We start from the raw sequence: 25555 nt of genomic DNA, 5'->3' as shown, positions 1-25555 counted from the left end.
ATTTAAATGGCACAAGCCGAGTTTTCATTGCAGGAAAAAGATAAGAAACGACTGATAAAAGATCGTTTAGTTCGACTTGCAGTGACATCCGGTGGTGTCGGCGTACTCGCGGCGCTTATTTTGATCTTTGTCTACCTCGCTATGGTGATCATTCCGCTTTTTTCTGATGCGGAGATCAAAACCAACCAAGCCATTCGAGCTACTCATATTGAAACACCACTTGCGATTTCAGTGGATGATTACGCTCAGCTCGCGTTCGTTCTAACCCAAAGTGGTGAGATTCAATATTTGTCGATGGACGATCCTACGAAACCTGCGGTGTATACACAGCAAATCGTCCAGAAACCCGTTGCTTTCTCTCAATCTGCTCCTGGGCTAGGTTGGTATGGATTTGTTGATGGGCAGGGTAAAGCGAACCTTTTCAAGCCAGAATTTAATGCCACATTGAGAGAAAATACACGTCCTCCGGAAGTGATTGAGCTAGACACCAGCATGGATCTGACGCTGAGTATGCCTCAAGATCCTGTGACTCAGTTTGTATTTGCAGCTTCGACGCCCTTACCAACGGTTGTTTGGCAGACGCAAAGCGGTGAAGTGAAAGCTCGCTGGCAAGTGGCTTCGTCTTTGGGTACGTCTCCTACAACGATCGATTTTACGTTCTCTTCAGGCTTTAATACGCCTCAGCAAATGTTGTTGACACCTGACGGTGAAACGCTTTATTTGCGCGATGGCTCTGAGTTGATAGTGTTAAAGAAAACCGCACGTAAATTTGCTGTACGGGAGGTGGTCGATCTCACTCAAGGTGATAAGAAGCATTCCGTTCGTACGATAGACTTATTGGCTGGTGCTTACTCGCTTTTGGTGACGCACAACGATGGTCGGGTGTCGCAATGGTTTGATACGCTGCAAGAAGAAAAACGCACGTTAACGCATATTCGTGATTTTAAATTGGCATCAGAGCTTAAGTATTTGTTGCCGGAGTCTCATCGAAAAGGATTTTATAGCTTTTACACCAACGGCACGTTGCAAAGCCATTATACAACCAGTGAAAAACTGGTGTTGTTTAAGCGTGCGTACAATCAAGCGCCCGCAATCGCAGCAATGTCTAACAATGAACGCTACTTAATCACTTGGCAAAATAATGCGTTAAATGTTGCGGAAGTGGACAATGCCTATCCGGAAATTTCATTGTCTTCATTATGGCAAGAAGTGTGGTACGAAGGGTATCCTGAGCCTGAATTTGTGTGGCAATCGACTTCGGCGAGCGATAACTTTGAGGCTAAGTTCAGCCTAGTACCTATTGCGTTTGGAACGATAAAAGCGGCGATGTTTGCGATGCTGTTTTCAGTACCGCTCGCAGTGCTAGGTGCTATTTATACGGCTTACTTTATGTCGCCACGCATGCGTCGTGTAGTAAAACCGTCGATTGAGCTAATGGAAGCACTGCCGACGGTGATCATAGGTTTCCTAGCGGGATTGTGGTTCGCGCCTATTGTCGAAGATCATTTGATTACGATCGTCGTTATGCTGTTTGTTTTGCCCTTGAGCACCATGATTATGGGCGGGCTATGGGCATTAATACCGCAACCTTTGCGGAATCGTCTGCCTAATGGTTGGCATGCTTTAGTGCTCATGCCTGTCATATTGGTACTGATTGGGCTTGGAGTGTGGATTTCGCCTACGATTGAGCAGACGTTCTTTGGTGGCGATATGCGCTTATTCTTAACCGAGCATGGTATTGGTTACGATCAACGCAATGCATTGGTGGTGGGGTTAGCGATGGGGTTTGCTGTTATCCCGACGATTTTTACCATTGCCGAAGATGCCATTTTCTCTGTACCGAAGCATTTATCGGATGGCTCTTTGGCATTAGGGGCCACGCCTTGGCAAACTTTAATCTATGTTGTCTTGCTTACTGCAAGCCCAGGTATTTTTTCTGCCATTATGATGGGCCTGGGACGCGCTGTTGGCGAAACCATGATTGTGTTAATGGCAACGGGCAATACGCCATTAATGGACTGGAATATTTTGGAAGGATTGCGCAGCCTGTCGGCGACCATCGCCGTTGAGTTGCCAGAGTCGGAAGTTGGAAGTTCGCATTATCGCCTGCTGTTCCTAGCTGCATTGATTTTATTTGTGTTTACGTTTGCAGTAAACGCGCTTGCGGAGTGGGTTCGTCAGAGACTGAGAGATAAGTACCGTGCGTTGTAATAATGGTTTGAATAAAGAGCGAGTAATAACGTGTTAAATTGGATTCGTTCTGGCGCACCGTGGATATGGCTAACAGGCGGTGCAGTCAGCATCAGTTTGTTGTCGGTATTAGGGTTGTTACTCCTTATCGGCTGGAAAGGCCTGACTTACTTTTGGCCAGCGCCTTTGTATCAGTGGAATGTTGCAGCGCTGACTCCTGTACAAGGCGAAGTGCTACATGAAAATACTATTCTGATTGGTCAAGTGTATGAGCGCAGCTTTGTACCGAAGAGTTATTTGCCTGAAAGCGCAGCACAACAGTTAGAAGACGATGAAGATTTTGCCACGCGACTCAGTATCAAAATCGCTAACCGAGAGTTGTATCCCGCCGATTTTATCTCCGTATTGCAAATGCAGTTGGATGAGCCCACGATGCCAAAAGAGTGGGCGGTGATAGAGCGCAGTAGCGGTGGTTATTTCTTTGGTAAGCTGGTGGCGTTTCAAGATGGTGATAATATATACACCAGTGATATTCAATCGGTACTAAATAAAAAGCTTGATGATGCAGAAACTCTGCGCCATGAGATTGATTCTTTGGTGGTCGATCAGCTTAAAGAGCTTGGTTGGAAGCTAGAGCAGTTGCGATTAGAAAAGCGCAAGCATGAATTGAATGACACGCTGACAGAAAGCTTCTTAAACGAAAACCAGACGAAAAAAGAGCAGATAGAAAAAGCGCTTGCGACGTTAGATTTGCAACTTGATGGTTTACGACTTCAGCTCTCTGACTATGCCTTGATTGTCGAGGATATGACGGGGTCACAAGTATCGATTCCGCTCGAAGACATTTTGGACTACTGGTATCCAAACCAAATGTCACTACCTGATAAAGTCATGCATTGGGGAAAACAGGTTTGGAAGTTTTTATCTGAAGATCCAAGAGAGTCTAACTCCGAAGGAGGCGTGTTCCCTGCGATATTTGGTACGGTTTTCTTAGTACTCATTATGTCGATCATTGTGATGCCACTTGGGGTGATCGCCGCTATCTATCTACATGAATATGCTAAGAATAACGCTCTAACCAGAGTTATTCGTATTGCGGTTATAAACCTAGCGGGTGTTCCATCGATTGTTTATGGCGTGTTTGGTTTAGGTTTCTTCGTTTATACGATTGGTGCCTCTATCGACAACGTATTCTATGCGGAGAAGCTACCGGCACCAACCTTTGGTACGCCGGGTTTGTTATGGTCAGCACTAACTCTTGCCGTGCTGACGCTTCCAGTTGTGATTGTGACGACGGAAGAAGGTTTAACTCGTATTCCGAGCTCCGTACGACATGGCTCTCTGGCACTTGGTGCAACTCAGTTCGAAACGCTATGGCGCGTGGTTTTGCCTATGGCGACGCCAGCTATTATCACAGGTTTGATCCTTGCGATTGCGCGTGCAGCTGGCGAAGTAGCGCCACTGATGCTGGTGGGGGTCGTGAAATTGGCATCCAGTTTACCGGTTGACGGACAATTCCCTTATGTGCATTTGGATAGAAAGTTCATGCATTTAGGTTTTCACATTTACGATGTTGGCTTTCAAACCTCCAACATCGAAGCGGCGCGACCATTAGTTTATGCTACCTCTTTCTTACTCGTGACAGTGATTGTCGGGCTAAACTTAACAGCAATCAGTATTCGCAATAATTTACGAGAAAAATACAGAACGTTAGGACAAGATTAAGTATGTTTAATTTTGATAGTACATTAGGTTATGAGCCACCATTGGATGTTCATAATTTAACGGATGAACAAACAGCCATCTCAATCGAGAACCTTAATCTGTTCTATGGTCAAACTCAGGCGCTGCATGATATTTCGATGCGAATTCCCAAAGGGCGAGTCACCGCTTTTATCGGTCCTTCAGGGTGTGGAAAGTCGACGTTATTACGTTGCATCAATCGCATGAACGACTTAGTGGAAGGGTGTCGAGTCACAGGTAAAGTGCGTCTCCATGGCAAGAATGTTTATCGTCCTAATGTCGATGTTGCGACACTTCGACGCCGAGTGGGGATGGTGTTTCAAAGACCCAATCCATTTCCTAAGTCTATTTATGAAAACGTAGTTTATGGCTTACGCTTACAAGGTGTAAAAAACAGCCGCAGTTTAGATGACGCAGTGGAGCGATCCTTGCGCTCAGCGGCGTTGTGGGATGAGGTAAAAGACCGCTTGCATGAGAACGCATTTGGCTTATCTGGTGGTCAGCAACAGCGCTTGGTCATTGCGCGGGCGGTGGCGATTGAGCCGGAAGTCCTGTTATTGGACGAGCCAACATCAGCGTTGGATCCAATCTCAACTTTAACCATTGAAGAGCTTATCAATGAGCTGAAGACTCAATATACTGTGGTTATCGTTACCCATAACATGCAACAAGCGGCGAGAGTGAGCGATCATACTGCATTCATTCATATGGGTAAGTTAATTGAATACTCTGACGCGGACTCGATCTTCACTTCGCCAATGAAGAAACAGACCGAAGATTACATTACGGGTCGCTACGGTTAAGTCGCGACTCTATACGGAATAAGGAACATCATGCACTTTGGACGTCATATTTCAGGACAATTTAACGTAGAGCTAGAATCGATTCGTACTCATGTATTAACCATGGGAGGCTTGGTAGAGCAGCAGCTTTCGTATGCTATTCAAGCCTTGCATAAAGAAGACATCGAACTGGCGCGTAAGGTTGTGCGTGACGATCATAAAGTGAATGCGATGGAAGTCTCGATCGATGACGCCTGTACACGCATTATTGCTAAGCGTCAGCCAACGGCAAAAGACTTGCGCTTAATCATGGCTATCATCAAAACGATCACGGATTTAGAACGCATCGGTGATGTGGCGACACGCATTGCTTACGTTGCCATTGAAAGCCCATCATCAAAAGAACGACAATTCCAAGTGTCGTTAGAGCCTCTCTGCCGTCAGGCAATTAATATGCTGCATCAGGTTTTAGATGCGTTTGCCCGCATGGATGTAGAAGCGGCAGCAGAGGTGCATAAACAAGATGACAAACTAGACGCCGAGTATGAAGCGGTGATTCGTCAGTTGATGACTTACATGATGGAAGATCCAAAAAATATCCCTAATATTCTGCAAGTGATGTGGTCGGCGCGCGCGATTGAACGCGTGGGGGACCGCTGCCAGAACATCTGTGAATACATTATTTACTTCGTGAAAGGGAAAGATGTACGCCATCTAGGTGATCAAAGTATTGATGACGTACTGAAGTAACTGACTTCAATAAATAGACCAGCTTTTAGGCTGGTCTATTTATTAGAGAGAAGGAAAGCACGTCAATATTTATCAGGAACGAAGGTCTGATCATCAATGGGCGCTCTGACGTAACCTTCTTTATTGAGTTCAGGTAATTCGATGGGTGAGTACTCAAGTGCTTTGTAATCAATCTGGCTTAGTAAATGACTGATACAGTTCAAGCGCGCTTTCTTTTTGTCATCTGAAGGGACGACCCACCAAGGGCAGCTTTTCGTGTCTGTATAGGCAAACATCTTATCTTTTGCTTCCGAATACTCCGCCCAGCGATGACGTGACTCCAAATCCATGGGGCTGAATTTCCAACGTTTGATCGGCGTATTAATTCGACCTAGAAAACGTTTTTCCTGCTCTTCGTCTGAAACCGAAAACCAATACTTAATCAGAATAATCCCAGAGCGTTGCAACATTCTCTCTAATTCAGGGCAAGAGCGTAAAAAACTCCTCGTATTCGTCTGGAGTACAGAACCCCATGACTTTTTCGACACCTGCTCGGTTATACCAACTTCGGTCAAATAAAACGATTTCACCAGCAGATGGTAAATGAGCGACGTAACGTTGGAAGTACCATTGCGTTTTTTCTTTTTCGGTCGGTGCAGGCAGAGCCACTACGCGACAAACACGCGGGTTTAGCTTTTCTGTAATTCGCTTTATCACTCCGCCTTTGCCCGCAGCATCACGGCCTTCAAACAGAACAACCACTTTTAACCCTTTGTGTTTGACCCACTCTTGAAGTTTTACGAGCTCAACTTGAAGGTTTTTGAGCTCCTTTTCGTATTCCTTTTTCTTCAATTTAGACATACACCTTTCCTCACTCCTTGATAAACAATATGTTAGCACTCAAAAGCTATGCGCGTGAGGTTACGGTGGTCTATTTGAGAGTTGCTACGACATCGGTTATGGCTTGTGTACTTGTGATGGGGATTAAAAAATCATCGACATCGGATGCGCCCATTTTGCTTTGTTCAGCAACAAAGGTCATTTGGCTAGGGCGTGTGGTTTTGCCTGACAGATGGATTTCAGGAACTTGAGTGTCTTCTACTAACGCACGTACGTTACTCGCATTAACGCCAGCCCCCGCCATGATTGCTATGCGTCCTTGGGCTTGCTTAACCAAAGCTCTAAGCACATCGATCCCTTGTGGTGCTGAAGGCGCAAGACCGGAGGTTAAAATACGTTCACAACCTAAGCTGATCACTTCTTCCAAAGTTTTTTCAGCGTCACGACACTGGTCAAAGGCACGATGGAAGGTCACGCCTAAGCCAAGCGCTTGAGCAAATTCACACAGCGCAGCCGCGTAAGGCATATGAATATCACCGTCTTGAGTGAGCACGCCGAACACGACACCGCTCAAGCCTGATTGGTGAGCCGCTTCAATATCCCAACGCATCATTTCGATCTCTTCTTCATTGTAGAAGAAGTCACCTTGGCGTGGGCGGACCATGGCATAAACTGGAACACTCGAAAGCTTAGCCGCTTGCTGCATAAAACCATAACTGGGTGTTAGTCCGCCTAAAGCCAAAGAGGAGCAAAGCTCAATCCGAGTGGCGCCGCCAGCAATGGCGTAGTGCAGAGATTCAATATTATCGATACAGACTTCTAGGTGAGTAACCATGTTCATTCATCCTGCTAACGTTACAAATAGGTGTTGTGGCTAAGATATTAACAGGGCAAGTAAGCAGAATCTGTATGGAGGGGATGATAAATAGAGGTAAAGTTTACGCTAAAGCGTTACCTCATTTTGGCGGTTTATCTGAAGGAAAAAGAAAGCCCAGAGCAGAGGCTCTGGGCTTTGATAGGACTTTACTTAGACTGATTGGCGTTTGCGGTTTTCCGCATTAGCTTATTGCTTTATATACATCCAACCATCACACCCGTTGAGCTAGGGTGAAGGTCTATTATTTTTTGCCTAGGTCAGCTGCGTGCTCAGATAGGAACGCTGCAACACCTTTTGGAGATGCGTCCATACCTGCTTTACCTTCTTCCCATTGTGCAGGACATACTTCGCCGTGCTTCTGGTGGAAGTTAAGAGCGTCAACCATGCGTAGCATTTCGTCGATGTTACGGCCTAGTGGTAGGTCGTTAACTACTTGGTGACGTACAACGCCTTCTTCGTCGATTAGGAAAGAACCACGGAAAGCAACGCCTGCTTCTGGGTGCTCAACGTCGTAAGCTTTACAGATTTCGTGCTTAACGTCAGCAACTAGTGGGTACTTAACTTGACCGATACCGCCATCTTCGATAGCAGTGTTACGCCATGCGTTGTGAGAGAACTGAGAATCGATAGAAACACCGATTACTTCAACACCTTTAGCTTGGAAGTCAGCTAGACGGTTGTCGAATGCGATTAGCTCAGATGGGCAAACGAAAGTGAAATCTAGTGGGTAGAAGAATACTACTGCTTTCTTACCTTTAGTGAACTCTGCAAAGTTGAAGTTTTCAACGATTTCACCGTTACCTAGAACAGCTGCTGCAGTAAAATCAGGGGCTTGACGACCTACTAGTACCATTTTTTTGCTCCTAAAAAGTATGGTTAGCTCCAAACCGAATTCAGTTGTGTCGGTTTGGTTCGTGTTTGTACGAGACAAACTATAGTACAGATTGTAGTATTGAAAAAAGCGAAATAAATAGATTGAGTTAATCGAAAAAAACGATAATAACAAAACTCTTAACTCGATCACTGGAACGGCGGTAGATACAAATACAATTATGAATAAATGGCCCAGTTTGAAGCAGTTACACTATTTAGTCACACTGCATGAAACAAGACATTTTAGTGACGCTGCAGAGCGTTGTTTTGTCAGTCAGTCGACTTTAAGTAAGGGTATTCAAAACTTAGAGGAGTTGATTGGCTGTCCATTATATGAAAAGAAAGACAAGAAAAGTCCACTGGTTTTTACCCAAACAGGAGAAATGGTAGTAAAGCAGGGGCGAGAGCTGTTAGCAAAAGGGCAAGATTTGGTCGAGCTTGGACGTATGTGCCAAGGCGACGATATGCAAGGCCAGCTAAAAGTAGGATGCATACCAACAATTGCTCCGTTTTTACTGTGTGATTTGGTACAAGAGGTGAACTACCGTTTCCCACAACTGAACCTTTTATTAAGAGAAGACACGACGACAAACTTACTCCAAGCGCTCAGACATGGTGAGCTGGATGTGCTTATTTTAGCGTTACCAGTCGAAATTGATGGGATGGAAAGCCGAGTAGTGGGTAAGGATCCGTTTCGAATGGTTATAAGCGCTAATCAAGCCCAATCGGTCCCTGTGCCGATTCGTTACGCGGATTTACCTGACGAATCCGTCTTTCTACTAGAGAAAGAACATTGCTTAACGGAACATGCGGTATCAGCGTGTAAATTAACAGACAAAGAAAAAATCAATCCGTTTACGGCAACCAGCCTCCATACACTGGTGCAAATGGTTGCGAATGGTTTGGGAACAACGTTCATTCCTCAAATGGCTATCGACCATGGCTTGCTGCATAACCAGAATTTAGTCGTGATCGATCCTCCAGGTAAACAAGCTTATCGCGAAATCGGCTTAGTTTGGCGTCCGAGCTCGTCAAGAACGAAAACATTTAATCAACTTGCAGAAGTCGTTTCAGAGCTGCTTTAGCTATTAGTATTAGCCCTTACTTCTCCATTATTTATCTAAAAGCGCACTGGAAACAGTGCGCTTTCTAGTATTTTATTCTGTTGGTAAACTTTGACTTGTAAAATTTTACAGCTCTTCTTTGATGAAGCTTTCATAAAATAGTGAAATTTCACAATGTTAATTTTACACAAAGCCCTGCATACCTTGTTTGACCCCTGTTTAAATCCATCTCTTCAGCCCTTGTGAATACAAGGTGTTTGTTTACCTGTCAATATTCATACGCTTGTTTGAAATGATAAAGCGACTTTAAATTTAATGTAATTTTATTACGTAATAACTTACAAAATAAGGCGCTTGATAGATGGTTTTTACCTTGCGGAATAAAACTTTGAATTTTCTGTTTTGTTTATATTGGGGGTTTCACTAAACCCTTTGTTGATATAGCTTATTTAAAGGCCGATACGACTTATGTCTAGATTGAAAATACACGTAGCATTACGCAATCTATCGGCATGGCTAGACGAGTTGAACACAAAGTTAAAGGATGTAATTTGTTGTTCATAACTTACAAATGTAGCTTTACGCTGACTGCCCAAGATTGATAAAGCACGTTAAGGATGAATAATTATGCTTGCTCAGACAGAACAAAAAACACAACAACTAAAGCAAACCCAAGGCATGCTTGAGGTGAATGGAGTCGTTGCTCCAGAACATCAAGCAATTTTCCCTGTTGAAGCCCAAACCTTTTTATCTCTACTGTGTGAAAAATTTGCCGGACGTGTTGAACAGTTGCTGGAAGCAAGAGAAGAGAAGCAAGCACGTATTGATGCTGGTGAGCTACCAGATTTTCTGCCAGAGACACAAGACATCCGTGAAGGAAGTTGGAAGATCCTAGGAATCCCACAAGATCTGCAAGATCGCCGAGTGGAGATTACCGGACCAACTGACCGCAAGATGGTGATTAACGCACTGAATGCGAATGTAAAAGTGTTCATGGCAGACTTTGAAGATTCAATGTCTCCTGCATGGAGTAAAGTGCTGGATGGTCAAATTAACTTGCGCGATGCTGTTAATGGCACCATCAGTTACACCAATCCTGGCAATGGCAAACATTATCAGCTGGAAGATGACCCTGCGGTGTTGATCTGCCGTGTTCGCGGCCTTCATTTAAAAGAAAAACACGTTACGTGGCACGGTCAGATCATTCCAGGTGCGCTATTCGATTTCGCTCTGTATTTCTATAACAACTACAAAGCGTTACTTCAAAAAGGCAGTGGCCCTTATTTCTACCTTCCAAAACTGCAATCGCATCACGAAGCGAAGTGGTGGAGCGAAGTGTTCCATTTCACGGAAGACTACTTCGGTTTGGATACAGGCACCATCAAAGCGACTGTGCTGATTGAAACCTTACCAGCGGTATTTGAAATGGACGAGATTCTGTTCTCGCTTAAAGAACACATCGTTGGTTTGAACTGTGGTCGCTGGGATTACATCTTTAGCTACATCAAAACATTGAAAAAACACTCAGACCGAGTACTGCCAGATCGCCAAGTGGTAACGATGGACAAGCCATTCTTAAACGCTTACTCGCGATTATTGGTACGTACTTGCCATAAACGAGGTGCTTTCGCGATGGGAGGAATGGCCGCATTTATCCCAGCTAAAGACCCGAAAGAGAATCAAAAAGTATTAGACAAGATCCAGACTGACAAATCGTTAGAAGCTAACAACGGCCACGACGGTACTTGGGTGGCTCATCCAGGTTTGGCTGACACTGCTATGGAAGTCTTTAGTGCTGTGCTGGGTGAACGCACCAACCAGTTGGATGTGAGCCGTGCAGAGGATGCGCCTATTACAGCAGCTGAACTGCTTGAGCCTTGTGAAGGCGAGCGCACTGAAGGCGGAATGCGCCACAATATTCGCGTTGCGCTGCAATACATCGAAGCTTGGATTTCTGGCAATGGTTGTGTGCCGATTTACGGACTGATGGAAGACGCTGCAACGGCAGAAATCTCCCGAGCTTCGATCTGGCAATGGATTCAACACGGCAAGTCGCTAGACAACGGATTAAAGGTCACTAAAGAGCTGTTCGAGCTCTATCTCAAAGAGGAGATTGAAGTCGTGAAGCAAGAAATTGGCGAGCAGCGCTACCATGCGGGTCGATTTGAAGAAGCAGCAGACTTAATGGCAAGGCTCACGACGAGCGATGAACTGACCAACTTTTTGACAGTTCCTGGTTATGACTACCTGGATTAATAAAGAATAACTGTAACACCAATAACGTGAAGGATTTTCAAGGCAGATAGGGAAGTACTGCCTGAGAACGGAAACTCAACGCACACGCATAAAGTGCAAATTATAAAGAGGGATAGACCAATGACTAACTTAACTCGCCGCCAACAAATTGAAGCTCTGGAAAAAGACTGGGCAACTAACCCACGCTGGAAAAATGTGAAGCGTACTTACACTGCCGAGGAAGTGGTGGAACTGCGTGGCTCTATGGTGCCTGCAAACACAATTGCACAACGTGGTGCAGACAAACTTTGGTCACTGGTCAACGGTAGTGCGAAAAAAGGTTACGTAAACTGTCTTGGTGCGCTAACGGGTGGTCAAGCGGTTCAACAAGCTAAAGCAGGTATTGAAGCGATTTACTTGTCAGGCTGGCAGGTAGCGGCGGATAACAACACCGCCTCGACGATGTATCCAGACCAATCTCTTTACCCAGTAGATTCTGTACCGTCAGTAGTAAAACGCATCAACAACTCATTCCGTCGTGCAGACCAAATTCAGTGGGCTGCTGGTAAGACGCCTGAAGATGAAGGTGGAATTGATTACTTCCTACCTATCGTAGCGGATGCTGAAGCGGGCTTTGGTGGTGTGCTTAACGCTTACGAACTAATGAAATCGATGATCGAAGCCGGTGCCGCGGGCGTTCACTTTGAAGACCAGTTAGCATCGGTGAAAAAGTGTGGCCATATGGGTGGTAAGGTATTAGTTCCTACGCAAGAAGCGGTACAAAAGCTCGTTGCAGCTCGTTTGGCTGCTGACGTAGCGGGTACAACAACATTAGTTATTGCTCGTACTGATGCGAATGCGGCGGATCTCATTACTTCAGATTGCGACCCATATGATAAAGACTTCATCGAAGGTGAGCGTACTCAAGAAGGTTTCTACCGCGTTCGCGCGGGTATCGACCAAGCTATCTCTCGCGGCCTGGCTTACGCACCATATGCAGACTTGATTTGGTGTGAAACGGCTACGCCATGTTTGGAAGAAGCACGTAAGTTTGCAGAAGCAATTCACGCTGAATACCCAGATCAATTGTTGGCGTACAACTGCTCGCCTTCATTCAACTGGGAGAAAAACCTAGATGCAGAAACCATTGCTAAGTTCCAACAAGAGCTTGCAGACATGGGCTACAAGTACCAATTCATCACGCTAGCAGGCATTCACAACATGTGGTTCAACATGTTTGAACTGGCGCACGCTTACGCTCAAGGTGAAGGTATGCGTCATTATGTTGAGAAAGTTCAGCGTCCTGAATTCCAAGCGGCTGAAAAAGGTTATACGTTTGTTGCGCACCAACAAGAAGTAGGTACAGGTTACTTCGATAGAATGACCAATACTATCCAAGGTGGTAACTCTTCAGTGACAGCATTGACAGGTTCGACCGAAGAAGACCAATTCTAATTGGCAGAGAAACACTTCCTTAATCAGCGTCAGTAATGGCATTTTGAGCGGCAACCCTGCCGCTCTTTTTTCGTTTAACCGGTGTAAAAACGAAACTTACAACAAAGAGAATACGCTTGCGTACTACTCTTCCTGCTCGATTTCTTCAGGTTCCACTTCTTCTTGCAGTTCCAATAAGTTAATCGCAATGGTCACAAAGTCACTGTCAGTAATGATGCCGACCAATCGACCTTTGGTGACAACAGGTAGACAGCCAACTTTATGCTTTTGCATATAGATAGCGCTCTCTTTGAGCCCCGCGATAGGCTCTGCCGTCATGATATTGGTGTGCATCATTTCGTAGAGCGGTGTGTCTAAAGTAAAAGATTGTTCAGCCTCATCTGGGTGCAAGCTCGATTCTTGAGCAGCAAGAATGTCGCGTTGAGTCACCAAGCCTTGTAAGTGGTTATTGGTATCAACAACCGGAATGTGTCGAATATCAAGCGCATCCATCATGCTTTTTGCATCACGCAAGGTGTGCGTGCGCAGTAAGGTATGAGGATTACGAGTCATCATGTCTTCAACCTTGATCATAGAGACCTCCAGCGGCATTGTCCTTCTCTTAAATATAGAGAATATTTTTCTGTATATCTGGGAGCTAACTCGTTTTTCATCAATTAAATAGCACAATGCTGATGGGCTGCGTAATCTGTGTTTTATTGGTGTTTTTATTAATTTGAATAAGTCGGTTTGTGTGCGAGTCAGTTGGCATTTTTAGTTGATATTGAATGTGTTCCCAAGGTAATCCAATGAATTGAATCGCACATTTTTATTCGCTGGATTTTCCAAGATTCTTCTCTCGAAGAAGATACGTCCAGGCTTACCAAATTGAAGACAGCAACCTAGATGAAACGAACAACGTGTAACAAACTTATTGCGCTGGCAGTGGCGGCATTCAGTGTGCCATCAACACAGGCGATTGTGTTAGGAGATGAACAAACCGATCCTGTTGACCGCGTTACTTTGCGAGCAAGTAACATGGCAGAGTTTCCGCTGTGTGGTGGAACGATGCTGACAGAGCAATGGGTACTGACTGCGGCGCACTGTGTGGTGATGGGACAAGGAACCAATGAAGCAACCTACTATGTGACCCCGCCGGGTGAGCTGTCGGTGAATGCGAATGCGTATGAACTTAATTCTGCAGGGCTTGATAACTTTTATCCGGTGTCTCACGTTGTGGTTCATCCGGATTACACCCGGATTTCAAAAGCTGAGACCGACAGTAATGGCAACGTGAAACCTATCCAAACCGGTTTAGATTCAGACATCGCGTTGCTGTATCTCACGCGCCCAGTGGCAAACGCGAACTTTGCTGACCTAGCGAGTAAAGTTGACATGGAGAGTATCGAAGCACGTTTGGTGGCGGATTGGAACGATAATTACCTGACCAATCAACGTGTCGAAAATGTGCAAGTGTTTGGATGGGGGGCTACTCAGCCGGATGCTTCTGAACCTTCTAATACGCTCAAAACCACCATTAGCACATTTTTACCCATCGACAAATGTTATGAGCGTTTAGAAATTGGCAGCAGTTTTCCGGGGATCATTGATTCAAGAGACAACCAAACCAAAATTTGTACGCTACCAACACAAAACCATGTATTGGAGCCAGATAGCCATACTCAATATGGCAACTCTGCATGTAAAGGTGACAGTGGTGGCCCGTTGGTCGATGTGGCGACCGGCAAACAAATTGGTATTGTTAGTGGCGGCCCCCTTATTCTACCAACGTGTGGCTCTTTGACGATCCCAAGTTTCTACACCAAGGTGAGCCACTATTACGACTGGGTACAGTCTTACATCACTGCCGATGCGCCACCAAGTCGTTACATCATTGCGCCGAATTTTATCAAAAGTGCTAACAATGAAAGTGGTGACAATAAAGAGTGTCACGATGGCATTGCGACCAATAACTGTGATTTCAAAGGCTCAGATGATGAAGGTGGCAGTCTAGGGTTTTGGTTATTGGGTTTATTCGTGCCGTTATTCTTGTGGCGAAAGCATGAGGTTTGATAGGGCGATTGGAATGCCAAACTAATAAGCAGCGGTATACGCTGCTTTGCTTTTTTCATGTTCTCTCTTTTGGGCTCAAATTAAAAATAGTGCCAAGTCATCGAGGCTTTTCACGTTTTATTACACTCTTCACCATGGCTTTTACTGCTATATTCTGGTGATTTGCTTGCTATTGCAGCATGTAAACATATACTAGTCTGCTGCGAAAAACTCGTCGCAATTTTATCGTCGCCTAGACGTGATTTGACCAATAGATAAGACAAGTAACATGCAAGTATCAGATTTCCATTTCGACCTTCCAGATGAACTCATCGCTCGCTACCCTCAACCAGAGCGTACCGCTAGCCGACTGCTGCAAATGGACGGCAATACCGGAGAGCTCATTGATGGCACATTTACTGATGTATTGGGCCAAGTTCAACCCGGTGACTTAGTGGTGTTTAATAATACTCGTGTTATTCCTGCTCGTCTTTTTGGCCGCAAGGAATCGGGCGGTAAATTAGAAGTGCTGGTGGAGCGCATGTTGGATGAGAAAAGCATACTAGCGCACGTTCGTTGCTCTAAATCACCAAAACCAGGTACAACCATTATTGTTGGCGAGAATGATGAATATTCAGCAGAAATGGTTGCACGCCATGATGCTTTATTTGAACTGAAATTTAGTTCTGATAAGACGGTACTAGAAATTCTGGAAGAAATCGGCCATATGCCGCTTCCTCCTTACATCGACCGTCCAGACGAAGATGCAGATAAAGAGCGTTACCAAACGGTATATAATCAAAAGCCAGGTGCGGTTGCGGCACCGACAGCGGGCCTTCACTTTGATGATGTTCTCTTGGAGAAAATCAAAGCGAAAGGTGCAGAGTTTGCTTACGTTACTTTGCACGTTGGGGCGGGTACATTCCAGCCGGTAAAAGTGGAAAATATCAACGATCACCACATGCATGCCGAGTACGTAGAAGTACCACAAGAAGTCGTCGAAGCAATTAAAGCGACGAAAGCGCGTGGCGGACGAATTATTGCTGTTGGTACAACATCTGTGCGCTCACTTGAAAGTGCAGCGCAAGACGCATTGCAAAAAGGGACTGAGCTGGCCCCATTCTTTGGCGATACTGAAATATTTATTTTCCCTGGTTACGAATATCAGCTGGTGGATTGCTTGATCACCAACTTCCACTTGCCTGAATCAACATTGATCATGTTGGTGAGTGCATTTGCTGGATACGAGAACACCATGAATGCTTACAAACATGCGGTGGAAAACAAATACCGTTTCTTCTCGTATGGCGATTCAATGTTCATCAAGAAGAAAACGGCGTAGTTAAAAATAGATTTACGAGTGCTAGCAGTAAGCTAGGAAATAAAGCATCCATTGCTTTGTCTCTCGCAAGGAAAAGCGACCGCTCCTTAAAGTAGGGTAGAGCCCTAAACACTCAGTCAGACTGTTTCTCTGACACCCGGAGGCATCGTGAAATTAAAATTCGATCTTAAGAAGAAAAACGGCAATGCACGTCGTGGTCAACTGACTTTCGAACGCGGCACTGTTCAAACTCCTGCGTTCATGCCAGTAGGTACTTACGGTACCGTTAAAGGTATGACACCAGAAGAAGTAAAAGGTACTGGTGCAGAAATTCTGCTAGGTAATACTTTCCACCTGTGGCTACGTCCTGGTCAAGAAGTGATGAAAATGCACGGTGACCTGCACGATTTTATGAACTGGCACGGTCCTATTCTTACTGATTCAGGCGGCTTTCAAGTATTCAGCCTTGGTAAGATGCGTACGATCACTGAAGAAGGTGTTCACTTTCGTAACCCAGTAAACGGTGACAAGATTTTCATGGACGCAGAAAAGTCGATGGAAATTCAAAAAGACCTGGGCTCTGACATCGTTATGATTTTTGACGAGTGTACGCCTTACCCAGCGACACACGATGAAGCGAAGAAATCGATGGAAATGTCATTACGCTGGGCACAGCGTTCACGTGACCACTTCGAGAAGCTAGAAAACCCGAACAACCTATTTGGTATTGTCCAAGGTGGTGTTTACGAAGATTTACGTGATGTGTCGGTAAAAGGTCTAACGGAAATCGGTTTTGACGGTTACGCGGTTGGTGGTTTGGCAGTAGGTGAGCCTAAAGAAGACATGCACCGTATTCTTGAGCATACTTGTCCTCAACTTCCTGAAGACAAACCTCGCTACTTGATGGGCGTAGGTAAGCCAGAAGACTTGGTTGAAGGTGTTCGTCGTGGTATCGACATGTTTGACTGTGTAATGCCAACGCGTAACGCACGTAATGGTCACTTATTTGTGACTGGTGGTGTGATCAAGATCCGTAATGCGAAACATAAAACGGATACAACACCATTGGATCCGCATTGTGACTGTTACACTTGTCAAAACTACAGCAAGTCGTACCTTCACCATTTAGAGCGTTGTAATGAAATCTTAGGCGCTCGCTTGAATACAATCCATAACCTGCGTTACTACCAACGTCTGATGGAAAGCATTCGTAAAGCAATTGATGAAGATCGCTTCGATGAATTTGTTACTGAGTTCTATGAGCGTCGTGGCCGTGAAGTGCCACCACTAGCAAAAGAGCAGTAATTGAAAAACTAAAAGAATTAAAGCCTTTGGCATGTCGCCAGAGGCTTTTGCTAATAAAGTAGGCTAACGCACGTTATTTTTGAGAGAGCGATCTCTATTAGTTACTCTCAGACTTGAATCTAAAATGCGAAAGCCCAATTTGTTTGATTATCAATAAAATATAATGAGGATGTTTTAATGTTTATTTCTCAGGCTCACGCAGCAGCAGAAGGCGCGCCAGCAGGCGGTGGTTTTGAAATGCTAATCATGCTTGGCATGTTCGCAGTGATCTTTTACTTCATGATTTATCGCCCACAAGCGAAACGCGTAAAAGAACACAAAAACCTAATGGCTTCTATGGGCAAAGGCGACGAAGTTTTAACTAGCGGTGGCCTAGTGGGTAAAATCACTAAGATTGCTGAAGACAATGACTACATTTCAATTGAGCTTAACGCGAACAATGAAGTAGTAATCAAGAAAGACTTCATCACTGCAGTGCTACCAAAAGGTACGCTTAAGTCTCTATAAAACAGCTAAAGGATCCTCGCTGTGCTAAACCGTTATCCATTATGGAAGTACTTGATGGTGCTTTTTGCCATCATCACCGCTGCGTTATACGCACTTCCAAATATCTACGGTGAAGATCCGGCTATTCAAGTTACAGGGGCGCGTGGCGCCTCTGTAGATATGTCAACGCTGGATGCTGTCACTACTGCTCTTAACAAAGAGCAACTTTCTCATAAATCCATTGCTCTCGAAGATGGATCAATTCTTGTTCGTTTTAACGACACTGACACACAAATCAGTGCTCGTGATGTCATCAGCGAAGCGCTAGGCAAAGACACAATTGTTGCACTTAACCTTGCACCTTCTACACCCGATTGGCTAGAAGCGATTGGCGCGTCACCATTGAAGCTAGGTCTTGACCTTCGCGGTGGTGTTCACTTCTTAATGGAAGTGGATATGGATGCAGCGATGGAAAAGCTTGTTGGTCAACAAGAAGAAGCTTTCCGTAGCGAACTTCGTGACGCCAAGATTCGTTACCGTGCAATCCGCCCTTCTGGAAAAGAAGCGGTAGAAGTGTTGTTGCGTAACGAAGAGCAATTAGCAGAAGCGAAAGCAACGCTAGAAAAGAATCACCCGGACATGATTTTTGTCGATTCTGATTCAAATGGCCGTTACGCTCTTACTGCAACCTTTACTGAGCAACGTTTACAAGAGATCCGTAACTATGCTGTTGAGCAAAACATTACGATTTTACGTAATCGTGTCAACGAACTAGGTGTTGCGGAACCATTGGTTCAACGTCAAGGTGCTAGTCGCATTGTAGTTGAACTGCCTGGTGTTCAAGACACTGCTCGTGCAAAAGAAATTCTCGGAGCTACGGCAACGCTTGAATTCCGTGAAGTTGATGATAAAGCTGACCTATCAGCAGCGGCAAATGGTCGTGCGCCAGCAGGTAGTGAAATCAAGATGGACCGTGATGGTCGCCCAGTTGTGCTTAAGAAGCGCGTTATTCTTGGCGGTCAAAGCATCACAGATGCAAGCTCAAGTGTTGATGAATATGGTCGTCCACAAGTTAACATCTCGCTAGACAGCGAAGGTGGTAATAAAATGTCTGCGTTCTCTAAGAAGAACATTGGTAAGCTAATGGCTACCGTGTTTGCAGAATACAAAGACAGTGGCCGTCGTACGCCTGAAGGCAAAGTTATTCTGGATAAGCATGAAGAAGTCATCAACCAAGCAACGATTCAATCGGCTCTTGGTCGTAACTTCCGTATCACAGGTATCGACTCTGCTGCAGAAGCACACAACCTAGCACTTTTACTACGTGCTGGTGCACTGATTGCACCTATCTCTATCGTTGAAGAACGTACCATTGGTCCATCAATGGGCCAGCAAAACATCGATATGGGTATCCAAGCATGTATCTGGGGTATGGTTGCCGTAATGCTATTCACGCTGCTTTACTACCGCGGCTTTGGTTTGATTGCAAACATCGCTCTAATGGCAAACTTGGTGCTTATCATTGGTGTTATGTCGATGATTCCAGGCGCTACCATGACGCTTCCGGGGATAGCCGGTATCGTGTTAACAGTCGGTATGGCGGTTGATGCGAACGTACTGATCTTCGAGCGGATCCGTGAAGAAATTCGTGATGGACGTAGTCCACAACAAGCGATTCACCAAGGTTACGCGAATGCATTCAGCACGATTGCTGATGCGAACATCACAACACTAATTACTGCAATCATTCTATTTGCGGTCGGTACAGGTGCGGTGAAAGGTTTCGCAGTTACTCTATCTATCGGTATCTTAACTTCAATGTTCACCGCCATTATTGGTACACGTTGTATCGTGAACCTGATCTACGGTGGCAAACGCGTTGATAAATTGTCGATCTAAGGCTGGGAATTAATATGTTTCAAATTCTAAAAGCAGAGAAGACGATCGGCTTTATGCGTTGGTCGAAAGTAGCATTCGTTTTTTCAATTATAATGATTGCTGCTTCTATCTTCACTTTGTCAACCAAGTGGCTTAATTGGGGTCTAGATTTCACTGGCGGTACGCTTATCGAGGTCGGTTTTGAACAGCCAGCAAACCTTGAAGAGATTCGTGCAGCACTAGATTCAAAAGGCTTTGGCGATGCGACAGTACAAAACTTCGGTAGTGCTCGTGAAGTCATGGTCCGTCTTCGTCCACGTGATGACGTTTCTGGTGAAACGCTAGGTAACCAAATCATTGGTGCTATCAAAGATGGTACTGGCGAAAGCGTAGAAATGCGTCGTATTGAGTTCGTAGGTCCCAACGTTGGTGATGAGCTAACAGAAGCTGGTGGCCTAGCGATCTTGGTATCGCTGATCTGTATTCTGCTTTATGTATCGATGCGATTTGAATGGCGTCTAGCGGCTGGTGCGGTAATGGCATTGGCTCACGATATAATAATCACGCTAGGTGTCTTCTCGTTTCTACAAATTGAAGTTGACCTGACCATCGTAGCTGCGCTACTGACGGTTGTGGGCTACTCACTCAACGATACCATCGTTGTATTTGACCGGATTCGTGAAAACTTCCGTAAGATGCGTAAGGGTGAACCTTCAGACATTATGGACGCCTCAATCACTCAGACGTTGAGCCGTACATTGATTACATCTGGTACGACGTTGTTCGTGGTAATTGCACTGTTCATGCAGGGTGGTGCTATGATTCACGGCTTTGCAACCGCACTTTTACTCGGTATCACTGTAGGTACTTACTCTTCTATCTACGTAGCATCAGCACTGGCTCTGAAACTGGGTATCCAGAAAGAGCACTTGATGCCACCTCAAGTAGAAAAAGAAGGTGCAGAGTTCGACGAGATGCCATAAGGCAGATTGAGAACCGAAAACAAAAACCGCTGAGCAATCAGCGGTTTTTTTATGCCTGATAGATTTGAAAGTTTCATTTTTTTTTGAGGTACTTCCAGCTTGAATTGTAGTTTTTTGATTGAGTTGAATATCGGAAGTATGTTCAACAATTTCGGGAGGAAATAATGTCAAGGCAAGCTGAAATAAAAGTACAGTTACTGAAGTTTGTAGAGATTTCTTACAAGCACAATAAAGGTGTTACCACCAAGCTAGTTACTGGAGGGAAAAGGTTCAAGTTAGCAGTTGATGAGTCAGGTAAAGTAACTTTATCTGGTGAGCTTGGATTTACTAAGTTTGAAGTTTCAAAAGAAATGGTTGAAGAGCTGGGCATAAAATTAAAAGCCGTTTCTGTTACTTTTAAAACTACTCGTGATGGTGTTTTGACATACAGTGGGAGTGTTTCTCTTTTTGGTGTTGTTTCCTTTGGAGTTACTGGGCAGGTAAATGTCCGTGAGCTTTTAGAGCAGTGCGAGTGGGGGCTTTGTAAGTACAGATTTAAGCCGAGTAAAATTGATCAAGCGCTCCGTGAAGCTGGGGTTTAGTTGGTTATGCTAAATAGAATTCTACCTATTCCGGTTTTACTAAGTGTTTCAACGCCCTGCATCGCAAGTCCACTCCACGATACTTACCTTGATATACGTAATAATTTATACAAGATGCAGTATATAGAGGTGGTAGAAGCTATGGCAGGACCAAATCTATCGATTGAAGAGCTGAACAGTATTAAGTCTCACCCAATAAAATTTGGTCATCAATTTCCATTTTTATCATCTATCCCATCAAGTTTGGTTACAGAGCTGTCTTACTTTGAAGAGTACAGTGAGGATGGAGGAGTTGGATGTCTTTCTGTAAACGGCTTTGGTGATGTATACCAGCCAGTCACGGTTTCACTGCAGTTTTTAATGAAGGAACAAATATGGAAGGTTAAGCACGTAAAAATAGACCACTTATCTGACTACGACCGTTTCTACAAACAGGCTGATTGTTCGAAATAAAAAAGCCCCGCTCAATGAGCGGGGCTTTCTAAAGTCATCAGCGTGACGGGCTATATATGACTTTCAAATCTTACTTAAGGATCGCGCTGTTACCGTTTTCGCGAATGTGCTTAAGGATAGATTTTACGCCACGAGCGCTTGAAGCAACGATGTTACCAGACTTCATGTAGTCAGTGCCGCCAGCAAAGTCAGTTAGGATTGCGCCAGCTTCACGAGCAATAAGCTCACCTGCTGCCATATCCCAAGGTTTTAGGCCTAGCTCGAAGTAACCATCAACACGGCCAGCAGCCACGTAACAAAGGTCAAGAGCAGCAGAGCCGCTACGACGGAAATCAGCACATTCAGTGAATAGCGCACCAACGATCTTGATGTAAGACTCAGCGTGTTGTTTCTGCTTGAATGGGAAGCCTGTTGCTAGAACAGTACCTTGAAGGTCTTTTAGTTGAGCAACACGAATACGTGCACTGTTTAGTTGAGCGCCGGCACCGCGTTGTGCAGTGAATAGCTCGTTTTGCATTGGATCGTAAACACAAGCAACTTCAGTTTTGCCCTTAATACGAACAGCGATAGAAACCGCGAAAGTTGGGTAACCTTTTACAAAGTTAGTGGTGCCATCCAGTGGGTCGATGATCCATTGTACGTCTTTATCTTTACCTTCGATAAGACCTTGTTCTTCAGCAACGATACAGTGCTCAGGGTAAGACTGCTTGATAGTATCGATGATGATGTATTCTGCTTCTTTGTCTACGTTAGTGACAAAGTCATTAGTGCCTTTAAGAGTAGATTCTACTTTATCAGTGTTTTCTAATGATTTAGCAATATGATTGCCTGCCTTTCGCGCAGCGCGAATAGCAATGTTTAGCATTGGATGCATACGAATTTCCCAACGGATGTTAAAGAACAAATGAAAGCGGCGGCGAGTATACCAGAGATAATCAAAAAGGGAAGTGGTTATTTTTTGCTCTAATTGCGGCCGACTGAGTGTACAGAGCATACTGCGGACGAGAACAATAACCAAGAATGAGAAGAGAGGTCTGCTTGCCTCTAGGGTGTCTTAAAAAACTATGATAACATTCTGCGGTTTTAATTTAGGTAGCAAACACAGATGTTGGATCAAGTAAAAATTGTACTCGTAGGTACCTCTCATTCAGGCAATATTGGCTCAGCAGCTCGAGCAATGAAAGTGATGGGTTTAAACCAACTAGTATTAGTCGATCCACAATGTGAAGTGGATGAACAAACTCTTGCTTTAGCTGCGGGTGCTGGTGATATTGCTCAAAATGCAAAGATTGTCGGCACATTAGAAGAAGCGGTTGAAGATTGTGGCCTTGTTGTGGGTTCTAGCGCCCGCTCTCGTACATTAGAATGGCCAATGCTCGAGCCACGTGAATGCGGTGAGAAATTTGCAGTTGAAGGCCGAAAGCATCCGGTTGCGCTCGTGTTTGGCCGAGAAAGAACTGGTTTGACAAACGAAGAGCTACAAAAGTGCCACTACCATGTTTGTATTCCCGCTAATCCTGAGTACAGCTCGCTTAACCTAGCTATGGCTGTACAAACTCTCAGTTACGAAGTGCGAGTTGCACACTTGAACTTAGAGCAAAGCCAGTTTTCCCCAAATGAATCGGAAGAATACCCGCGTCATCGAGAACTCGAAATGTTCTTCGAGCATCTTGAAAAGGTGATGGTTGAGACCCAGTTTATTAACAAAGAGCAACCTGGACAGGTGATGAATAAGTTGCGCCGTTTGTTCTCTCGTGCTCGACCAGAAACCCAAGAACTTAATATTCTACGAGGCGTTTTGACTTCGATAGAAAAGAAGTTCTGAGTAAATAATAACCACTTTAGGTGTAAGGATGAATACCTGAGTAAAATGGTCAAATAAATACTTGACCAAATTACTCAGGTATGGAAAAATCTTAACCATTACAAACCATGTGGATACGGTGTGGTATGAAACTTACATCTAAAGGAAGATATGCGGTGACAGCCATGCTGGATGTGGCACTGCATTCGCAACAAAACCCTGTACCTCTGGCTGATATTTCAGAGCGTCAAGGGATCTCGCTCTCTTACTTAGAGCAGCTATTTTCAAAATTGCGTAAAGCAGGTCTCGTTGCCAGCGTTCGTGGTCCTGGTGGTGGTTACCGACTTGGTGCCGACGCTCACAGTATCGCTATTGGTACCGTGATTGCTGCCGTTGATGAGTCAGTAGATGCAACCAAATGCCAAGGTAAAGGAGATTGCCAAGGTGGAACACGTTGCCTTACTCACACGCTGTGGCGTGACCTAAGCTCTCGCATTAGTGACTTTTTGAATAACATCACTCTCGGTGAGTTGATGACAGACAATGAAGTACTCGAAATTTCTGATCGTCAGGACATTGATCTGGCGGTAACCCATGGGCTATCAAACAAAAATACAACCGCCGCGCCCATCGGTGTAAACGTCCGCTCTTAGCGGTCAGCTTTTTACATTGGAGTAGAGAATGAAACTGCCGATTTATCTTGATTATTCCGCTACATGTCCAGTTGATCCACGTGTTGCTGAAAAAATGGTTCAGTACATGACAATGGATGGCACATTTGGCAACCCAGCGTCACGTTCGCACCGTTACGGCTGGCAGGCAGAAGAAGCGGTCGATACTGCTCGTGAGCAAATTGCTGACCTTCTAAATGCAGATCCTCGCGAAATCGTATTTACATCTGGTGCGACAGAATCAGACAACCTTGCAATTAAAGGTGCAGCGCACTTTTACTCGAAGAAAGGCAAGCACGTCATCACTTGTAAAACAGAGCACAAAGCCGTTCTTGACCCATGCCGTCAACTTGAGCGTGAAGGCTTTGAAGTGACTTACCTTGAGCCAGAATCAAATGGCTTGATCGATCTAGAGAAGCTTAAAGCAGCCATGCGTGATGACACCGTGCTTGTGTCTATTATGCATGTAAACAACGAGATTGGTGTGGTTCAAGACATTACAGCGATCGGCGAACTGTGCCGTGAGCGTAAAATTGTTTTCCACGTGGACGCTGCGCAATCTGCAGGTAAATTACCAATCGACGTTCAAGAGATGAAAGTTGATCTAATTTCACTTTCTGCTCACAAAGTATACGGCCCTAAAGGTATCGGTGCACTTTACGTACGTCGTAAGCCTCGTATTCGTCTTGAAGCGCAAATGCACGGTGGCGGTCATGAGCGTGGTTTCCGCTCTGGTACACTACCTACTCACCAAATCGTAGGTATGGGTGAAGCATTCCGCATTGCAAAAGAAGACATGCAAAAAGATTACGATCATGCTTTAGCGCTTCGTAACCGTCTTTTTGATGGCGTGAAAGACTTAGAAGCAGTGACGGTAAACGGTGACTTTGAGCAGCGTGTACCACACAACCTAAACATCAGTTTCGCATTCGTAGAAGGTGAATCACTACTAATGTCGCTTAAAGATCTAGCGGTATCTTCTGGTAGTGCTTGTACGTCTGCAAGCCTTGAGCCTTCTTACGTTCTTCGTGCCCTAGGCATGGATGACGAATTGGCTCACAGCTCGGTTCGTTTCTCGTTTGGTCGTTTCACGACTGAAGAAGAAATTGATTACGCAATTGAACAAATCCGCGTTGCAGTGACTAAGCTACGCGACATGTCTCCTCTATGGGATATGTACAAAGAAGGGATTGATTTGAGCACTGTTGAATGGGCTCACCATTAATCTCAGGGATTGAAATAGAGGATTCGAGG

At 44.9% G+C, this 25555-nt stretch carries 21 protein-coding genes and 3 pseudogenes; 19 read left to right on the top strand and 5 right to left on the bottom strand.

The features are described 5' to 3' along the window. Nucleotides 1-6: 6 nt before the first annotated feature. From R8O70_RS08350 to phoU, 5 genes and pseudogenes are all read left to right on the top strand, one after another. On the top strand, nucleotides 7-2211 hold the full coding sequence (locus tag R8O70_RS08350; RefSeq protein ID WP_258623800.1) for an ABC transporter permease subunit: 2205 nt from the start codon (nucleotides 7-9) through the stop codon (nucleotides 2209-2211). 30 nt (nucleotides 2212-2241) lie between these two features. Continuing rightward, a pseudogene (locus R8O70_RS26485) lies at nucleotides 2242-2473 on the top strand (phosphate ABC transporter, permease protein PstA); the annotation flags it as partial. A 65-nt stretch (nucleotides 2474-2538) separates the two neighbouring features. Beyond that, a pseudogene (pstA, locus tag R8O70_RS08345) lies at nucleotides 2539-3915 on the top strand (phosphate ABC transporter permease PstA); the annotation flags it as partial. A 2-nt stretch (nucleotides 3916-3917) separates the two neighbouring features. Beyond that, a complete protein-coding gene (gene pstB / locus R8O70_RS08340) occupies nucleotides 3918-4736 on the top strand; it encodes a phosphate ABC transporter ATP-binding protein PstB (protein ID WP_213897169.1) in 819 nt (272 codons plus the stop codon). 30 nt (nucleotides 4737-4766) lie between these two features. Further along, a complete protein-coding gene (gene phoU, locus R8O70_RS08335; protein ID WP_005381744.1) occupies nucleotides 4767-5465 on the top strand; it encodes a phosphate signaling complex protein PhoU in 699 nt (232 codons plus the stop codon). A gap of 62 nt (nucleotides 5466-5527) precedes the next feature. On the opposite strand, the pseudogene ppk2 reads toward phoU, so the two are convergent. From ppk2 to R8O70_RS08320, 3 genes and pseudogenes are all read right to left on the bottom strand, one after another. Then, nucleotides 5528-6305, bottom strand: a pseudogene (gene ppk2, locus R8O70_RS08330) (polyphosphate kinase 2). 70 nt (nucleotides 6306-6375) lie between these two features. Beyond that, entirely contained in the window at nucleotides 6376-7119 is a 744-nt protein-coding gene (locus tag R8O70_RS08325; protein WP_238852845.1) for a copper homeostasis protein CutC, read from the bottom strand. Between the two features lie 283 nt (nucleotides 7120-7402). Next, entirely contained in the window at nucleotides 7403-8014 is a 612-nt protein-coding gene (locus R8O70_RS08320; RefSeq protein ID WP_005381738.1) for a peroxiredoxin C, read from the bottom strand. A gap of 199 nt (nucleotides 8015-8213) precedes the next feature. Here R8O70_RS08320 and R8O70_RS08315 point away from each other — a divergent pair, with 199 nt between their 5' ends. The 3 genes from R8O70_RS08315 to aceA all read left to right on the top strand — a co-directional run bounded on the left by R8O70_RS08315 (nucleotide 8214) and on the right by aceA (nucleotide 12788). Further along, a complete protein-coding gene (locus R8O70_RS08315) occupies nucleotides 8214-9119 on the top strand; it encodes a hydrogen peroxide-inducible genes activator (protein WP_005383681.1) in 906 nt (301 codons plus the stop codon). Between the two features lie 606 nt (nucleotides 9120-9725). Continuing rightward, a complete protein-coding gene (gene aceB, locus R8O70_RS08310) occupies nucleotides 9726-11354 on the top strand; it encodes a malate synthase A (RefSeq protein ID WP_017820561.1) in 1629 nt (542 codons plus the stop codon). Nucleotides 11355-11474: 120 nt separating this feature from the next. Beyond that, a complete protein-coding gene (aceA, locus tag R8O70_RS08305; RefSeq protein ID WP_005381733.1) occupies nucleotides 11475-12788 on the top strand; it encodes an isocitrate lyase in 1314 nt (437 codons plus the stop codon). A 123-nt stretch (nucleotides 12789-12911) separates the two neighbouring features. Here the strand turns inward: aceA and R8O70_RS08300 are convergent, their stop codons facing one another. Beyond that, nucleotides 12912-13361 carry a CBS domain-containing protein gene (locus tag R8O70_RS08300; protein ID WP_309474982.1) on the bottom strand — a complete coding sequence of 150 codons (450 nt, stop codon included), beginning with the start codon at nucleotides 13359-13361 and terminating at the stop codon, nucleotides 12912-12914. Nucleotides 13362-13673: 312 nt separating this feature from the next. On the opposite strand from R8O70_RS08300, the gene R8O70_RS08295 reads away from it, so the two are divergent. The 8 genes from R8O70_RS08295 to R8O70_RS08260 all read left to right on the top strand — a co-directional run bounded on the left by R8O70_RS08295 (nucleotide 13674) and on the right by R8O70_RS08260 (nucleotide 21826). Further along, nucleotides 13674-14840 carry a S1 family peptidase gene (locus R8O70_RS08295; RefSeq protein ID WP_104978820.1) on the top strand — a complete coding sequence of 389 codons (1167 nt, stop codon included), beginning with the start codon at nucleotides 13674-13676 and terminating at the stop codon, nucleotides 14838-14840. A gap of 268 nt (nucleotides 14841-15108) precedes the next feature. Further along, on the top strand, nucleotides 15109-16161 hold the full coding sequence (queA, locus tag R8O70_RS08290) for a tRNA preQ1(34) S-adenosylmethionine ribosyltransferase-isomerase QueA (RefSeq protein ID WP_005381728.1): 1053 nt from the start codon (nucleotides 15109-15111) through the stop codon (nucleotides 16159-16161). A gap of 147 nt (nucleotides 16162-16308) precedes the next feature. Further along, entirely contained in the window at nucleotides 16309-17445 is a 1137-nt protein-coding gene (gene tgt / locus R8O70_RS08285) for a tRNA guanosine(34) transglycosylase Tgt (RefSeq protein WP_005381727.1), read from the top strand. Nucleotides 17446-17622: 177 nt separating this feature from the next. Then, nucleotides 17623-17952, top strand: coding sequence for a preprotein translocase subunit YajC (gene yajC / locus R8O70_RS08280; RefSeq protein ID WP_005381725.1), 330 nt, complete (start codon nucleotides 17623-17625; stop codon nucleotides 17950-17952). Nucleotides 17953-17973: 21 nt separating this feature from the next. After that, a complete protein-coding gene (gene secD, locus R8O70_RS08275; protein ID WP_005381724.1) occupies nucleotides 17974-19830 on the top strand; it encodes a protein translocase subunit SecD in 1857 nt (618 codons plus the stop codon). A gap of 14 nt (nucleotides 19831-19844) precedes the next feature. After that, nucleotides 19845-20792: a protein translocase subunit SecF gene (secF, locus tag R8O70_RS08270; RefSeq protein WP_005383689.1), complete on the top strand. Its 948-nt coding sequence runs from the start codon at nucleotides 19845-19847 to the stop codon at nucleotides 20790-20792. A 164-nt stretch (nucleotides 20793-20956) separates the two neighbouring features. Beyond that, on the top strand, nucleotides 20957-21373 hold the full coding sequence (locus tag R8O70_RS08265; RefSeq protein ID WP_017633921.1) for a hypothetical protein: 417 nt from the start codon (nucleotides 20957-20959) through the stop codon (nucleotides 21371-21373). A 141-nt stretch (nucleotides 21374-21514) separates the two neighbouring features. Next, nucleotides 21515-21826 carry a hypothetical protein gene (locus R8O70_RS08260; protein ID WP_017633920.1) on the top strand — a complete coding sequence of 104 codons (312 nt, stop codon included), beginning with the start codon at nucleotides 21515-21517 and terminating at the stop codon, nucleotides 21824-21826. Nucleotides 21827-21896: 70 nt separating this feature from the next. On the opposite strand, the gene suhB is transcribed toward R8O70_RS08260, so the two are convergent. Beyond that, nucleotides 21897-22700 (bottom strand): inositol-1-monophosphatase, encoded by an 804-nt coding sequence (suhB, locus tag R8O70_RS08255; RefSeq protein WP_005381722.1) that lies wholly within the window; start codon nucleotides 22698-22700, stop codon nucleotides 21897-21899. A gap of 231 nt (nucleotides 22701-22931) precedes the next feature. Here suhB and trmJ point away from each other — a divergent pair, with 231 nt between their 5' ends. The 3 genes from trmJ (at nucleotide 22932) to R8O70_RS08240 (ending at nucleotide 25526) form a co-directional block, all read left to right on the top strand. Beyond that, entirely contained in the window at nucleotides 22932-23651 is a 720-nt protein-coding gene (gene trmJ, locus R8O70_RS08250; RefSeq protein WP_005383693.1) for a tRNA (cytosine(32)/uridine(32)-2'-O)-methyltransferase TrmJ, read from the top strand. A gap of 125 nt (nucleotides 23652-23776) precedes the next feature. Continuing rightward, entirely contained in the window at nucleotides 23777-24283 is a 507-nt protein-coding gene (gene iscR / locus R8O70_RS08245) for a Fe-S cluster assembly transcriptional regulator IscR (RefSeq protein WP_005381720.1), read from the top strand. Nucleotides 24284-24311: 28 nt separating this feature from the next. Next, nucleotides 24312-25526 (top strand): IscS subfamily cysteine desulfurase, encoded by a 1215-nt coding sequence (locus tag R8O70_RS08240; RefSeq protein WP_025768862.1) that lies wholly within the window; start codon nucleotides 24312-24314, stop codon nucleotides 25524-25526. Nucleotides 25527-25555: the final 29 nt, after the last annotated feature.

Source organism: Vibrio sp. 779(2023), assembly GCF_033344285.1.
Classification (GTDB): Bacteria; Pseudomonadota; Gammaproteobacteria; order Enterobacterales; family Vibrionaceae; genus Vibrio; species Vibrio alginolyticus.
This window is presented reverse-complemented; position numbering and strand designations above follow the sequence as displayed.